The sequence below is a fragment of the Streptomyces olivochromogenes genome (assembly GCF_001514115.1).
Lineage (GTDB): Bacteria > Actinomycetota > Actinomycetes > Streptomycetales > Streptomycetaceae > Streptomyces > Streptomyces olivochromogenes.
The window spans coordinates 705,048-720,109 of the sequence record NZ_KQ948452.1 but is presented as its reverse complement, the minus strand read 5'-3'; the positions used below and the strand labels follow the sequence as shown (position 1 = coordinate 720,109).

Genomic DNA, 15,062 nt, shown 5'->3' with positions numbered 1-15,062 from the left:
CCTGCGGCGACCAGGAGACGAACACGTCCCCTCCCCGCAAGGAAATCCGCTTCATGACTGCACGAGTTGCACAGCGCGTCCGGCACCGTCGCCGCCTCACCGGGCGGCGGTCCGTGATCGGTGGGGTCACCGCACTCGGCATCACCGGGGCCGCGCTCGTCACGACGTCGATGCTGAGCACCGCGGGCGCGAGCTCCGTCTGGCCGACGGCCAAGGGCAGCAAGGCCGTCTCGAAGACGATCTCGGTCTCGGGCACCTACGACGGCAAGCTGACGAAGTTCTTCGGCAGTGGTTCCCTCGGCACCTCCGGCCAGTCGGAGAACCAGGGCGCGATCTTCGAGCTCAAGGACGGCGCGGTCCTCAAGAACGTCATCATCGGGACCCCGGCCGCCGACGGCGTGCACTGCCTGGGCAGCTGCACGCTGCAAAACGTGTGGTGGCTGGACGTCGGCGAGGACGCGGCCACCTTCAAGGGCAAGGCGTCGTCCGCGAAGTACGACGTGATCGGCGGTGGCGCGCGGCAGGCCTCCGACAAGGTGTTCCAGTTCAACGGCGCCGGCAAGCTCTCCATCACCGGCTTCCACGTGGAGAACTTCGGCAAGCTGGCGCGCTCCTGCGGCAACTGCAAGACGCAGGTCAAGCGCACGATCGTGCTCAGCGACATCGACGCGACCGCCCCGGGCAAGGCGCTGGTCGGCATCAACTCCAACTTCGGTGACACGGCGACGCTGTCGAAGATCCGTGTCACCGGCGACACCAAGAAGAAGCTCAAGACCTGCGTGCGCTTCAAGGGCAACAGCAGCGGCAAGGAGCCCACCGAGATCGGCACCGGCGCCGACGGAACCTTTTGCAGGTTCACGTCATCTGACATCACGTACAAGTAAGGGATCTGCTGGCCTGAGCCCCCCTCGGAGCCAGTCAGAGGAACGCCCCCGCCGGTGACGACCGGCGGGGGCGTTCACTTTCCCTCGTACGTCGGTACGCGGGTACGTCAGTTCATGGTCGAGCCGATGGTCGTCGAGCCCGTCGTCAGGAACGTGGTCGCCGGCAGCGAACCGCTCGACGAGCGGGCACCGTACGCCGTGGTCGCGTCCGTCGACCTGAAGGACGGCGTCGAGGTGCCGCTGTCCCAGTTGTTGGCCGCGGAGACCGTGGCGGAACCGAGCTTGTCCAGGCCGCCCTTGTTGCCCACGGCGAGGTTCCTGGCGAGCCGCGCCTTGCCCGTCGCGAAGAAGAAGCCCGCGTCGGTGTTGGCGTAGGCGGTGTTGCGGTTGAGGACGATGGCACCGGTGTTGGAGTTCTCGGTGAAGCCGTTGCCCGCGTTGTCCCAGGCCGCGTCGTTGTTCACGACGTGCGCGACCGAGGCCCCGCCGCCGCCGAGCTTGAAGCCGTTGCCGTTGCCCTCGAAGGCGGAGTCGTTCCAGCGGTTCTTGCCGTTCCCGTACGACCACGAGTGCTCGATGGTGATCGGCGAGGAGAACTGCCAGAGGTCGAGGCCGTCGTCCGCGTTGTTGTAGAGGCGCGCGCCGGTGACCTTGTTGCCGGTGCCGGAGCCGAACTTGATGGCGATGCCGTCGGCGTTCTGCCCGTGGTTCGCGGCGTCGTAGTTGCCGTAACTGTCCAGGTTCTGCACGAGGTTGCCGGTCGTGCCGTCGCCGCGCAGCGTGAAGCCCGAGTCGCCGTTGTCCGCGGTGACGAGGTTCTTGAAGACGCCGCCGACGGAGGAGGTGACGACGAAGCCCTGGGCGGGCGAGTTCTGCCAGGTGATGTTCTGGACGGTCCAGTAGTCGCCGTAGATCCCTGCCAGCCAGGAACCGGCGGCCAGCTTGGAACCGTCGATCTTCACCTTCTCGCTGCCGTACGCGGCGAGCGTGATCCGCGCGGAACCGGTGCCGTTCGCCGTCGACTTCAGCGTGGCCGTCGGGTAGTACGTGCCGCCACGCACCTGGATGGTCGTACCCGCGGCGGCATCGGCGACGGCCGTCTGGAGCTGCGCGGTGGTGGAGACGGTGACCGTGGTGGTGGCGGCCTGCGCCGAGCCGTTGTTCGCGAGGCCGAGGTAGACGCCACCCGCCCCCGCGGCGACGGCCACCGCCGCGGCGATCGAGAGCGTACGGGTCCTGCGGTGGCGTCCGGTGCTCAGAAGCACGGGGCGTTCCTTTCCTAGGGGGACGGGAGACGAAGCGGGCCGGAGGGGCCGCCCCGGCCCGCTTCTGCTCCCAGGTCGCCGCGGTGGCGGGAAAGGTTGCCGAGGGCTCACGAAAAAGGTCGAAACTTTCGCCGGCCGTCGTGCCGCCTTCATCAATTGACGTGCTGTCCCCCACTGGCAACACTCCGAGAGCGCCTCCCCCACAGAATCCACCAGACTCCGACAGGATGTGTCATGCGACGCCGCACCGCCCGCACGCTCCTGATCCCCCTCCTCGCCCTTCTTCTGGGCCTGTTGGCCGCCCCACCGAGTCCGGCACAGTCATCGTCGGGAGCACCGCACGTGAGCGAACAGAATCACTCGACCGCACGGAAGAACGCGAGCAGGTCGAAGTACGCCGGCTATCTCTTCGCCTACTTCACCGGCGAGGGCACGGCCGACGGCGAGCAGATCCGCTACGCCCTGAGCCGCGGCAACGACCCGTTGCACTGGCGGGAGTTGAACGCGGGCAGTCCCGTCCTGACCTCCACCATCGGCGAGAAGGGGCTGCGCGACCCGTTCGTGATCCGCTCCCCCAAGGGCGACAAGTTCTTCCTCATCGCCACCGACCTGAAGATGTACCAGAACTCCAGCGGCAGCTGGGACTACGTGCAGCGGCACGGCAGCAGGTCCATCATGATCTGGGAGTCCACCGACCTGGTGCACTGGACCGACCAGCGCCTGGTGAAGGTGGCCCCCGACAACGCGGGCAACACCTGGGCGCCGGAGGCCTATTGGGACGACTCGCTCGGTGAGTACGTCGTCTTCTGGGCGTCCAAGCTGTACGCCGACGACGACCCGGACCACACCGGATCGACGTACAACAAGATGCTGTACGCCACCACGAAGGACTTCCGCGCCTTCAGCGAGCCGAAGGTCTGGGACGACCCGGGCTACTCGGTGATCGACTCGACGGTCATCAAGAACAAGGGCAGCTACTACCGCTACACCAAGGACGAGCGCGACCCCAGCTCCTCCAGCCCCTGCTCGAAGTTCATCACCGGCGAGAAGTCGACCTCCCTGACGAGCACCGCGTACGACTTCGTCTCGGACTGCATCGGCAGCGGCTCGATCGACCGCGGCGAGGGCCCGACGGTCTTCAAGTCCAACACCGAGAACAAGTGGTACCTGTTCATCGACGAGTACGGCAGCCGCGGTTACGTCCCCTTCGAGACGACCGACCTCGACTCGGGCAAGTGGACGATGTCGACGAACTACCAGCTGCCCGCGAGCCCCCGGCACGGCACGGTGATGCCGGTGACGCAGGCGGAGTACGACCGGCTGCTGGCCGCCTACCCGGTGACCGGCACCTCGGTCGTGGACGCGACCGCGAAGGGCCAGAGCGGGTATGCGCTCGTCACCGAGTCGGCCTCGAAGGTCGTCCTGCCGATGAAGCCGGACACGGACCTCAGGCACCTCGCCCCCACCCTCGCGGTCGGCGCGGGCGCGCGGGTCAGCCCGGCCTCGGGCACACCCCGGGACTTCCGCACCCCGCGCACCTACACCGTGACGGCCCCGGACGGGACGAGCCGGACCTGGACGGTCGAGGCGGTACCCGACCGCAGCCCGGTCCTCCCCGGCCTCAACGCCGACCCGGACGTCCACTACCTGGACGGCCAGTACTGGATCTATCCGACGACGGACGGCTACGCGGGCTGGAGCGGGACGAGCTTCAAAGCGTACTCGTCGAAGGACCTGGTCCACTGGAAGGACCATGGTGTGATCCTGGACCTGGGTCCCGATGTGTCCTGGGCGGACAAGAACGCCTGGGCCCCGGCGATCGCCGAACGCGACGGCAAGTACTACTTCTACTTCTGTGCGGAGCAGCAGATCGGCGTGGCGGTGGCCGACTCCCCGGCCGGTCCCTTCAAGGACGCGCTGGGCAAGCCCCTGGTGGCCAAGGGCGGGTTGACGGGCCAGATGATCGACCCGGCGGTGTTCACGGACGACGACGGTCAGTCGTATCTGTACTGGGGCAACGGCCACGGATACGTGGTGCCGCTGAACGCCGACATGGTGTCGTTCGACGCCTCGCAGGTGCGGGACATCACGCAGCCCGACTTCCGTGAGGGATCCTTCGTCGTCAAGCGACGGGGCACGTACTACTTCATGTGGTCCGAGGACGACACCCGCAGCGAGGACTACCACGTCGCCTACGCGACCGGACCGTCCCCGCTCGGTCCGTGGACCAAGCGGGGCACGATCCTGTCCAAGCGCCCGGAGTACGGCATCAAGGGCACCGGACACCACTCCGTGGTGAACGTCCCCGGCACCGACGACTGGTACATCGTCTACCACCGGTTCGCCCTGAACGGCCCCGGGAAGGCGGGCGGGGACGGCACGCACCGGGAGACCACCATCGACCGCATGGAGTTCGCGGCCGACGGGACGATCGAACCGGTGGTGCCGACCCTGGAGTCGATCCGCCCCGTACGGACCGAGTCCTGAGTACTAGCTGACGAAGTACGTCGGGTTCGGGAGCTTGAACGTCTTGTCGGCGTAGCCCCCGTCGAGGTCGGAGTACTGGTCGCCGAAGTTGGCGACGATGTCGTACCCGAGGGACTCGATGTGCTTACGGGTGCCGGACTTGTACTGCACGGTGGTGCAGTTCCAGGCGGCGGCCGTGGCGCAGGCGCTCAGGTAGGCCGGGGGGTTGGCCGCGTCCTTGAGGAACATGTGGGCGGCGTCGAGGTTGATGTCGGCGCCGACCTTCTTCAGGTTCGTGACCGCGTCGACGCGCTGCGACTCCTTCAGGCCCGAGTTGTAGAAGACCTCTACGCCCCTGGACTTGGCGTACGCGACGAGTTCGGGGGTGCCGAAGACGGCCGGACGGTCGGCCTGGGCCACGTACGCGGCCCAGGAGGCCGAGTTGTACGTGTAGTTGGTCTTCTTCTCGTAGTCGAGGGAGAGCAGCAGCGTGTCGTCGATGTCGAAGACGACCGCGGGCTTCTCGCCCCGGTGCTTCGCCTTGTGCGCCGCCCTGTCGATGTAGCGCTTGGCGTCCGACTCCAGGCGCGACAGGTCCTTGGCGTACTGGCTGTCCTTGGACGCCTGGTACACGCCGTTGCTGTCGGGCGTGGTGCCGTAGTAGGTGTCGATGTCCTTGACCAGGAGCCCGATGTTGTAGGGCTCGTGGGTCGAGTTGGCCGTCGACTGACCGGCGGTGGCGACGCCCGTGCCGTAGAGGGCTCCGCCGGCGATGGCACAAGCGGCAACGATGGCTGCCGCTCTGAGGGACTTCCGCATGGATTCTCCGGATCTGGGTGATGGGTGACCAGGTCATTCCGCACCAGGTCAGGGACTGTCTACGCGCATCACGCACGTCATGCGGGAGGCTTTATCCGATCGAGACCTCACCCGCGGGCGGCGCCCCTCTTGATGCATTGCCCGCAGGTGACGTCCGCTTGACCTTCCCTTGAACCGGTTCTCCTAGGGTCGGAACGCACATGCGAACGATGCGTCAGACGGGGAGAGCCGCATGGGTGATGGCAACGGCGACGGCATGGTTCTGCACATCCACACCGCCGATCTGAAACGCGCGGCGCCGGACTTCCACGAAGGGGCCAAGAACCTCAGCAAGGCACTCACCACCCTCGTCACCACCCTGGACAGCCTGGGAAAACCCTGGGGCGACGACAAACAGGGCAAGGAGTTCGGGGACGCCTACTCGCCGATGCAGAAGAAGATAGAGAGCGCGGCGGGCACCCTCGTACTCGGCCTGGTGAGCATCCACGAGGCCATGAACGACCTGGCGGACGGCACCGTCGACAACGACCAGCTGATCGCGGGAATGTTCACCGAGGTGAAGGCCGGCGGGACCGACAAGGCGGGGAGTGACGGTTCCGGTGAGCGTTGAGGACGAGGCCAAGAAGATCCTGCTGAAGCTCGGCCTGTGGTGGCCGGACGCCAACTCCGGTTCGCTGCGGGCCGCGGCGACCGCCTGGCGCACCTTCGCCGACGCGGTCGACGACGTACGGGGACCGGTGCACACGAGTGCGTCCTCCCTCATCCACCACAACACCGGCGAGTCGATCGACGCGTTCGAGAAGTTCTGGAACCGCTACGCCAAGGGCAAGGACGCCGGCTGGCTCAGCGACCTGGCGGAGTCCTCCCGGGCGATGGCGAAAGCCCTGGACAAGTTCGCGGACGCCATCGACGACGCCATCAACAAACTCTGGACGCAGATCGGCATCGACGCCGCCGTGATCGCGGGCGGGGTGGCGCTGGCCTTCTTCACGGCGGGCCTCGCCTCCGGAGCCGCCGTCGCGGCGGCCGACGCCATCATCGAGTTCGGCGCCACCATGGGCATCGCCGTCTCCACCACTGTCGCGGAGATAGCGGCGGGCACCCTGGTCGCGGCGGCCTTCGGCGGGATCGAGTCGGTCACCGTCGACCTGGCCGTGGCCCAGCCCCTGAAGATGGTCACCGGTCTGCAGCAGGGCTTCAGCCTGGACGAGGTCAACCAGGCCGCCAAGGACGGCATGATCTTCGGCGGCGCGCTGGGCGCGGGCAGCGGCGTACTGAAGGCGGGTGTGGAGGGCGCGTTCAGCGACACCACTCCCCTCCTGCTGCGCCCACCGTCCCTCCGGCCCGACCTGGTCGAGCTGGGGCCGTCGGCCCGCCAGGCCGACCGCGTCCCGTGCGTGGGCGAGCCGATCGACGTGGCGACCGGCGCCATGTTGATGACCCAGACCGACGTGACGCTGCCGGCCTCCCTGCCCCTCCTCTTCCAGCGCACCCACCTCTCCTCCTACCGCGGCGGCGTCTGCTTCGGCCCGACCTGGATCTCCACCCTCGACGAGTGCGTGCAGATCGACGGCGAGGGTGTCGTCTTCGCGGCGGCGGACGGCATGCGGCTCGTGTATCCCGTACCGGAGCCGGATGTACCGACCCTCCCCCTGAAGGGCGCCCGCTGGCCGCTGCTCTGGGACGGCAAGCCCGACGGTGTCATGACCATCACCGACCCCGGCTCCGGAGTCGTCCGCACCTTCAGCACCCCCTTCTCCTCGGGCTCGTTCGGCGTCGTACACCTCCCGCTGGACTCCTGGAGCGACCGCAATGGCGCGCGCATCGACGTCGAACGCGACGACGAGGGCGTGCCGTTCGGGATCCGCCACTCGGGTGGCTACTACCTGGCCGTCGACACCCAGGGCCCCCGCATCGCGGCCCTGCGCCTGCTCGACGAGACCCCGTCCCGCTACGGCCCCGACGGCCCGGCCGGGGACGGCACCGTCGTCATGCGCTACGGCTATGACACCTCCGGCAACCTCACCGAGGTCGTCAACTCCAGCGGTGAGCCACTGCGGTTCACCTACGACGACCAGGGCCGGATGACGCGCTGGACCGACCGCAACGGCACCTGGTTCTCGTACGTGTACGACGAGCGGGGCCGGGTCGTGCGCACCGAGGGCGTCGACGGCATCCTGTCGGGCACGCTGACATACGACGAGACCGCGTCCACGACGACGTACACCGATTCGCTGGGTCGCATATCCAGCCATCGCTACAACTCCGAGGGTCTGGTCGTCGAGGAGACGGACCCGCTCGGGCATGTCACGCGCACGGAGTGGGACGAGTGGGGCGCCAAGCCCCGCTCGGTCACCGATCCGCTGGGCCGGACGACCCGGTACGGCTACGACGGCTCCGGGAACCTGACCGAACTCACGCTTCCCGACGGCTCGGTGGCTCGGGCGGCCTACAACGAGCTGGCCCTGCCGACGGAGATCCTCGAACCGGCCGGAGCGACCTGGCGGCACACCTACGACGAGCGCGGTAACGTGCTGACGACCGTCGACCCGGCCGGCGCCGAGACCCGATACGCGTACGACGAGTCAGGCCGTCCGACAGCCGTCACAGACGCGCTCGGCCACACGCGCACCACGGCGTACGACGCCGCCGGGCTGCCCGTCGCGCTCACCGACGAACTGGGCCACACGACATCGGTACGCCGCGATTCCTTCGGCCGGATCGTCGACGTGACCGACCCGCTGGGCCACACCACCCGCATGGGCTGGACAACCGACGGCAAGCCGGCCTGGCGCGAACAGGCCGACGGTACGCGGGAGTTGTGGACCTGGGATGCCGAGGGCAACCTCCTCACCCACACCAACGCCGCGGGCAGCACCACACACCACACCGCCGCCCCCTTCGACGTCACCGCCGCCCGCACCGACCCGGACGGCTCGACCTATGCCTTCGCCTACGACACCGAACTGCGGCTGACGGGCGTCACCAACCCGCAGGGGCTGACCTGGTCGTACAGCTACGACGCGGCGGGCCGCCTGACCGCGGAGACCGACTTCAACGGCCGGACCATCACGTACACGCACGACGCCGCGGGCGGCCTGCTGTCCCGCACCAACGGCGCCGGCGAGACGCTGCACTTCACGCGGGACACACTCGGTCAGGTCGTCGAGCAACGAAGCGACACAGGCGATGTCACGACGTACGAGTACGGCGCGGATGGCCGACTGGCGCACGCGACCAGCATGGACGCCGAACTCTCCGTGGAACGTGATGCGTTGGGACGCACCATCGCAGAGAGCGTCAACGGCCGAACGACCACCTACGCGTACGACGTGCTCGGCCGGTGCGTCCGACGTACCGCCCCGTCCGGCCTGACATCGCGGTGGACGTACGACCCGGCGGGGCGCGCCATCGAACTCCGGTCCGACGCAGGCGTGTTGGAGTTCTCTCACGACGCGGCAGGCCGTGAGACACATCGCCGCGTGGGCGACCGGGTCGCTCTCACCCAGAACTGGGACGCGGCGGACCGCCTCACCGTCCAGTCTCTGACGGCAACGGCCCTGACGCCGCAGGAAGACCGGCTCCTCCAGCACCGTGCCTATGCCTATCGCGCCGACGGCTACATCACCGAAATCCGCGAACTCACCTCGGGAACCCGTCGCTTCGACCTGGACGATCCGGGCCGGGTCACCGGGGTTCGCGCCCATGGCTGGAGCGAGGCCTACGCCTATGACGCGGCGGGCAACCTCACCCACGTCGCCGCACCCGCCCATGAGGCCCCGGGTGACCGCGAGTTCGACGGCAACCTTCTCCGCCGCGTCGGCCGCACCACGCACGAGCACGACTCGGCGGGCCGCCTCATCCGCAGGAGCCGCAAGCTCCTCAACGGCAAGCAGCACACCTGGACGTACACCTGGAACGCGGAGGACCGGCTGACGGAGGTGGTCACACCGGACGGCGACCACTGGCGATACACATACGATCCCCTCGGCCGCCGTATTTCCAAGTACCGCTCGGCCGAGGACGGTTCAGCGGCCGCCCGTACGGACTTCGTCTGGGACGACACCCGACTGGCCGAACAGTCCGGGCCCGACGGCAGGGTCACCACCTGGGACTACGCCCCCGGCACCCACTGTCCGCTCACGCAGACGGACCACAGAGCGGTGACCCGCGCGCCGGACAGGTCGTTCCTCGCCGAGCTGGCCGAGACCACGGCGCCCGACCACACCACCCGCTTCCACGCGATCATCACCGACGCGGTGGGCACTCCCACCGAACTGGTGGGCCCGTCAGGGAACTTGGCGTGGCAGTACCGCACGACCGTATGGGGCACCCCGTTCCCGTCCCCGGTGGACGACACGACCACCGTGGATTGCCCGCTGCGCTTCCCGGGCCAGTACGCGGACGTCGAAACGGGTCTGCACTACAACTACTTCCGCTACTACGACCCAGAAACAGCCCGCTACCTGACATCCGATCCCCTCGGCCTGGAACCGGCCCCCAATCCCGATACCTATGTCGTCAACCCGCTCGCCTGGACTGACCCCATGGGGCTCGCGCCGTGCGCCAAGGCACAATGGGAACAGAGGGCCGACTTCAGCAGCCAGAAGGTGATGAGCAAGAAGTACGACAGCCACGCGGGTGACTTCGGTGTCACCGGAAACCGGAACAAGCAGACGATGGCCCAGTTCCAGCAGAACATGAGAAACCACATGCTCGCCCCCGATACCAAGATGTACCGGTTCGACTACCGGGGTCAGGGACCGGCCGTCGGGTTCATCGATCCCGCGACGAAGAAAATGGTCATGCTGCACAGCGACGGTAAGTTCTGGTCCGCCTGGAAACTGGGCGACAAACAGTTCCAGAGCATTATCGACAAGGGCTTCCTGACATAAGGGCGCGATGGTGAGCAAGAAGAATCATGATGTGACCGCCGCCGTCCTGACTCCCTCCGGGGACTTCAGAAGCGACTGGTCGGGGGCGGCCGGCGAGAAGTACACGGTCCCCGTCCCCTCCCACGCGGGTCTCAGTGGCAGCACCGCCCTGCGCATGGTGGCCGGCGCCCGGGAGTCCGGCGCGCGGGGGGTCCTCGTGATCCCGCTCGACCCCGCACTCGGCGACATGACCGCTGCCGAGGCACCCCTCAGCACGGAGGCGCTGCTCGCTCTCGTCACCGGCCAGGACGATCGTTCCGGGCTGCTGCTGGTCGCCGACAACCTGTGTGGGGCGTTGCTTCTGCGGCCCGGATACGCGCTGGTGGCTGGGACGGAGGAGTTCATGAGGGGTGCCATGCCCGAAGGCGCGGACCAGGCCAAGACGGAATTCCAGAGGTATGCGCGCAAAGTCCGGTCCGGGGCCAAGGCTCCGGACATTGCCGCCGTGGCAGCCGAATTCCCTCCGCTCACCAGGACGTGGAAGACCCCCCGGGATGTCCCCCCCACCAGCCAATACGGTCACCAGTTGGAGCTCATGCGACAACTGGTGACCGGCGCGATCGACGGCCCCCTCTTCGCCAGGCAGTGGCTGGAGGCGCGACGGCGCTCGATGGACGCGGGTGAGCGGGTCGGGAACGCTCTCATCACGGCGCTGGACGAGGTCTTTTACGCACTGGAGGACTACAGCATCGACCCCTCCCTTCGGGACGAGGACGACCTGACGGACGAGGAGTTGCGCGAGCGGGTGGCCGACGCCCTGGCGCGGCTGGAGTGAAGGAGCCCGGAGGGATCCGGCAGGGATCCGGCAGGGATCCGGCAGGGATGACGCGAAATGGTTCCTTTGAAAGGATCTGAAGAATTGACCGACGGATTCAACCTCGCCGCGGGATCGCACGGCCCCTCGCCGGTCGTCCTCGCCGTGTTCCTGCTGGGTGGCCTGGTCGCCCTCTGGTGCGGGGTGAGCTGGGCGTTCGACGTGCGGGGGATCACCACCCGGCGCTCCGAGCGGATGCGCCGCAAGAATGAGGAGAGCTGGGCGGCGATGGGGCGTCTGGGCGGGTCGCCCACCCTTTTCGCGACCCCTGGCTATCTCCGGTTCCTGGGTGCGCTGATGGGGTTCGCCGGTGTGATCCTGTGCGTGGTGGCGTACGCCCTGTGGCACTTGGGCTGAGTGTGCGCCGACGTATGTGCGGGAAGCGGTCGGTCGTGCCGCTTCCCGCACGGAGCGCCTGCTGAGGACTAGTTCATCGTGGCGCCGATCGTCGTACTGCCCGTCGTCAGGAACGTCGTCGCGGGCAGCGAGCCGTCGGACTTGCGGGAGTTGTACGTCGTCGCCGCGTCCGTCGAGACGAAGGACGGGGTGGAGACGCCCGAGTCCCAGTTGTTGCCGACGGACGTGACCGAGGACCCCTTGGAGACCGCCGCGCTGCCGTTGCTCACCGCCAGGTTCTTGCCGAGCTTCGCGGAGCTGGTCGCGAAGTAGTAGCCGTACTTGCCGTTGGCGTAGGCGGTGGTGCGGTTGATGACGATCGAGCCGGTGTTGGAGTTCTCGGTGAAGCCGCTGCCCGCGTCGTCCCACGCGGCGGAGTTGTTGACGACGTGCGCGACGACCTCGCCGTCGCCGCCCAGCTTGTAGCCGTTGCCGTCGCCCGCGAAGGCCGAGTCGCCCCAGCGGTTCTTGCCGTTGCCGAAGGACCAGCTGTGCTCGACGGTGACGGGCGACGAGAAGGACCAGAAGTCGATGCCGTCGTCCGAGTTGTTGTACAGGCGGGCGCCGGTGATCAGGTTGCCGGTGCCGGAGCCGAACTTCACGGCGACGCCGTCCGCGTTCTCGCCATGGGTGGCGGCGTCGTAGTTGCCGTACGAGTCGATGTTCTTGACCGTGTTGTTGACGGTGCCGTCACCCGTGAGCGTGAAGCCGGAGTCGCCGCCGTTGATGGTCTTGATGTTGTTCCAGTTCGTGCCGGTGCAGGACTGGCAGACGACCGCGCTGTCCGGGGAGTTCTGGAAGGTGAGGTCGGAGACGTTCCAGTAGTCGGCGGTCAGCTTGAAGATCCAGTCCCCGGCGGGCAGCGACGAGCCGTCGATCTTCACCGTCTCCGAGCCGTACGCCTGGAGGGTGACAGGGCTCGACGAGGTGCCGTTGGCCGTCGACTGGAGGGTGGCCGTCGGGTAGTACGTGCCGGCGCGCACCTGGATGACGGTGCCGGCGGTGGCGTTCTTGATGGCGCTGGTGAGATCGGCCGTGGTGCTGACGACGACGGTCGCCGCCTGGGCCTGGGTGGGCAGGACGGCGAGTCCGGCGCCGAGCGCCAGGGTGGCGCCGAGGGCGAGAGCGGTTCGACGAGACATGGAGTGCGGTCCTTTCGTCGATACGGTGGGGGACTACTTCGGTGCCTTCTTCGGTGCGCTGTTGGGTGCTTTCTTCGGTTCGCTGCTGGGTGCTTTCTTCGGTGCGCTGTGCGGGGACATCACGGGCACCAGTCGCCCAGATACGCCGCACGCGTGTGCGACACGGCTTCCGTGTCCGTGAGCTGGGGGCGGTTCTCCGGCACGGTGATCTCCGCGCCGGGGCCGGTGTTGCGGTACTCGCGAAAGCGCATGGACTGCCAGGGGTAGGCCTCGCGCATGTCGACGTAGGGCGCCACCGCGTCGATGCCGGGGCCGAGTTCCGTCTCCCGTACGACCAGGGACGGCCAGGCCGTCGTCTCGTACGACGGCACCCACGGCCGCGCGATCTTGTACGCACCGTCCTGCGCGCCCGAGGTGACCCGGCCGCGCAGGGCCAGGAAACCGTGCGGGTTGGCGCGGGCCGTGGAGGGCGCGAAGACCATCCCCTCGGGCTTGAAGGCGACGTCCCGGTCGAGGGTGTGGAAGTGGCAGCGCTCGAAGACGGCGGTGGCCCGCCCGAAGACGAAGTCGACGTCGCCCTCGATGTAGCAGTCGCGGTAGTACTGGCGGTCGAAGGCGGTCAGGTCCGTCGTGTCCGCGAACAGGGTGTCCTGGTGTGCCAGCAGGCGGACGTGGGTGAAGGACGAGCGGTCCCCGGTGACGTACGCCGCCACCGCCTGCGTCCCGGTGATGTCCGGGTGGTCCGCGCGCAGCCAGTCGTTGGCGAGCGTCAGCCCGTGCACGGTGAGCCCCGGCGCCGCCGAGGTGAAGGTGGCGGAGCCCGCGGTGCCGTACGTCCCCGAGCCGTCCGGCTTCCGCGTGCCGTTGGCGCGGTCGAAGACGATGACGGCGTCGCGCGGGTCGCGGGTGGCGCCGAGCAGCGTCAGACCGGGCTTGTCGGCGGGGATGTTCACGACCTCGCGGTACGTGCCCGGGTGCACGACGATCGTCCGGCCGGCGCCCGTCACCGCGTCGACGGCGGCCTGGACGGAGTCACCGGGGCGGACGTGCAGCACCCGGCGCCCGCCCGCGAACGCGGGAGTCGCACCGAGGACGCCGAGCGCACCGGCCGCGGCGAGAAAGGCGCGTCGGCGCATCTCAGCACCCCTCCCACGGTGTCCAGTCGCCGAGGTAGACCTCCCGCGTCGCCGACTCGGCCTCCCCGTGACTCAGTTGGGGACGGTTCTCCGGGACGCTGATGACCGCGCCCGGCCCCGTGTTCCGGTACTCGGCGAAGCGCTGGCTCTGCCACGGGTAGGCGTCCGCCATGTTGGTGTAGGGCGCGACCGCGTCGATCCCGGCGGCGAGGCGGGTGTCGCGAACGGTCAGCATGGGCCGGGCGGTGGTGTCCGAACCGGGCACCCAGGGGCGGGCGAGCTTGTAGTACGCGTCCGGGGCCTCGCCGCTGACCCGGCCGTGGGTGACCAGGTAGCCGCGCGGGTTGGCGAGCGCGGTGGAGGGGGCGAAGACGAAGCCGTACGGTGCGGTCGCCAGGTCCGTGCGGTTCAGGGTGCGGAAGTGGCAGCGCTCGAAGACGGCGGTCGCCCGGCCGAAGACGAAGTCCACGTCACCTTCGACGTAACAGTCGCGGTAGTACTGGCGGGCGAAGGTGCCGAGCGCGATCGAGTCGGCGTACAGCGTGTCCTGGTGGCCCAGGAACCGGCACCCCACGAAGGCCGAGCGGTCGCCCTGCACCTTGACGGCGACCGCCTGGGTGCCGGTGATCTCGGGGTGGTCGGCGCGCAGGAAGTCGTTGGCGAAGGTGATCGAGCGGGCGGTGAACCCGTCGGCCTGCACGGTGGTGGTGGCCGACCCGGTGGTCCCGTAGGTGCCGCCGCCGGGCTTCGGGGTGCCGTTGGCGTTGTCGTACACGACGACGACGTCCCGCGGATCCCCGGAGGCGCCGATCCAGGTCATCTCCGTACGGTCGACACCGACGGCGACCGTCTCGCGGTACGTTCCCGGCGCGACGACCAGGGTGTATCCGGTCCCGCTCACCGCGCTGACGGCGGACTGGACAGTGGTGTGGTCGCCGAGACCGCCGGGATGGACGTACAGGGTCCGCTCGGTGAGACGGGCCGACGGTGAGCCGTAGCGCCCGAAGGGGGAGCGCCCCTGGGCCCGCGCGGGGGCCGCGAGACCGAGCGCCAGAGCGGCTCCGGCGCCGGCGGCGAGGAAGGTTCTGCGACTGGGGGTGGTACGGGAGAGCATGACGATGCTCCTTCGCTGTGCGACGGCTCAAGAGCCCCGCGGGCTCCGCGGGGAAAGGGGCCGGAGCGGCGCGCCCTGGGTGATGGGCGGGT

Annotated in this window: 11 protein-coding genes; 6 read left to right on the top strand and 5 right to left on the bottom strand. The window is 68.5% G+C overall.

Annotated elements, in window-relative coordinates; genetic code table 11:
- The first annotated feature begins 53 nt into the window (after window positions 1-53).
- Window positions 54-884 (top strand): pectate lyase, encoded by an 831-nt coding sequence (locus tag AQJ27_RS09100; RefSeq protein WP_067364400.1) that lies wholly within the window; start codon window positions 54-56, stop codon window positions 882-884.
- Between the two features lie 107 nt (window positions 885-991).
- On the opposite strand, the gene AQJ27_RS09095 is transcribed toward AQJ27_RS09100, so the two are convergent.
- Complete coding sequence (locus AQJ27_RS09095) at window positions 992-2,149, bottom strand: right-handed parallel beta-helix repeat-containing protein (RefSeq protein WP_067364396.1); 1,158 nt, start codon at window positions 2,147-2,149, stop codon at window positions 992-994.
- Window positions 2,150-2,383: 234 nt separating this feature from the next.
- Here AQJ27_RS09095 and AQJ27_RS09090 point away from each other — a divergent pair, with 234 nt between their 5' ends.
- Window positions 2,384-4,636: a glycoside hydrolase family 43 protein gene (locus tag AQJ27_RS09090; RefSeq protein ID WP_067364392.1), complete on the top strand. Its 2,253-nt coding sequence runs from the start codon at window positions 2,384-2,386 to the stop codon at window positions 4,634-4,636.
- 3 nt (window positions 4,637-4,639) lie between these two features.
- On the opposite strand, the gene AQJ27_RS09085 is transcribed toward AQJ27_RS09090, so the two are convergent.
- A complete protein-coding gene (locus AQJ27_RS09085) occupies window positions 4,640-5,434 on the bottom strand; it encodes an HAD family acid phosphatase (protein ID WP_067364389.1) in 795 nt (264 codons plus the stop codon).
- Between the two features lie 232 nt (window positions 5,435-5,666).
- On the opposite strand from AQJ27_RS09085, the gene AQJ27_RS09080 reads away from it, so the two are divergent.
- From AQJ27_RS09080 to AQJ27_RS09065, 4 genes are all read left to right on the top strand, one after another.
- Window positions 5,667-6,044, top strand: a complete 378-nt coding sequence (locus tag AQJ27_RS09080) for a hypothetical protein (RefSeq protein WP_067364386.1) — start codon at window positions 5,667-5,669, stop codon at window positions 6,042-6,044.
- Complete coding sequence (locus AQJ27_RS09075) at window positions 6,034-10,329, top strand: DUF6531 domain-containing protein (protein WP_079064872.1); 4,296 nt, start codon at window positions 6,034-6,036, stop codon at window positions 10,327-10,329. Before AQJ27_RS09080 ends, AQJ27_RS09075 begins: the two co-directional genes overlap by 11 nt.
- Before the next feature lie 7 nt (window positions 10,330-10,336).
- Window positions 10,337-11,143 carry a colicin immunity domain-containing protein gene (locus tag AQJ27_RS09070; protein ID WP_079064871.1) on the top strand — a complete coding sequence of 269 codons (807 nt, stop codon included), beginning with the start codon at window positions 10,337-10,339 and terminating at the stop codon, window positions 11,141-11,143.
- A gap of 84 nt (window positions 11,144-11,227) precedes the next feature.
- On the top strand, window positions 11,228-11,539 hold the full coding sequence (locus AQJ27_RS09065) for a hypothetical protein (RefSeq protein WP_067364383.1): 312 nt from the start codon (window positions 11,228-11,230) through the stop codon (window positions 11,537-11,539).
- Between the two features lie 68 nt (window positions 11,540-11,607).
- Here AQJ27_RS09065 and AQJ27_RS09060 read toward each other — a convergent pair whose 3' ends face one another.
- The 3 genes from AQJ27_RS09060 to AQJ27_RS09050 form a co-directional block, all read right to left on the bottom strand.
- Window positions 11,608-12,720: a right-handed parallel beta-helix repeat-containing protein gene (locus AQJ27_RS09060; protein ID WP_067364380.1), complete on the bottom strand. Its 1,113-nt coding sequence runs from the start codon at window positions 12,718-12,720 to the stop codon at window positions 11,608-11,610.
- A gap of 119 nt (window positions 12,721-12,839) precedes the next feature.
- The gene (locus AQJ27_RS09055) at window positions 12,840-13,856 is read right to left on the bottom strand and encodes a pectinesterase family protein (protein WP_067364378.1); all 1,017 of its coding nucleotides are present in this window, start codon (window positions 13,854-13,856) and stop codon (window positions 12,840-12,842) included.
- Window position 13,857: 1 nt separating this feature from the next.
- On the bottom strand, window positions 13,858-14,970 hold the full coding sequence (locus tag AQJ27_RS09050) for a pectinesterase family protein (protein WP_067364375.1): 1,113 nt from the start codon (window positions 14,968-14,970) through the stop codon (window positions 13,858-13,860).
- Window positions 14,971-15,062: the final 92 nt, after the last annotated feature.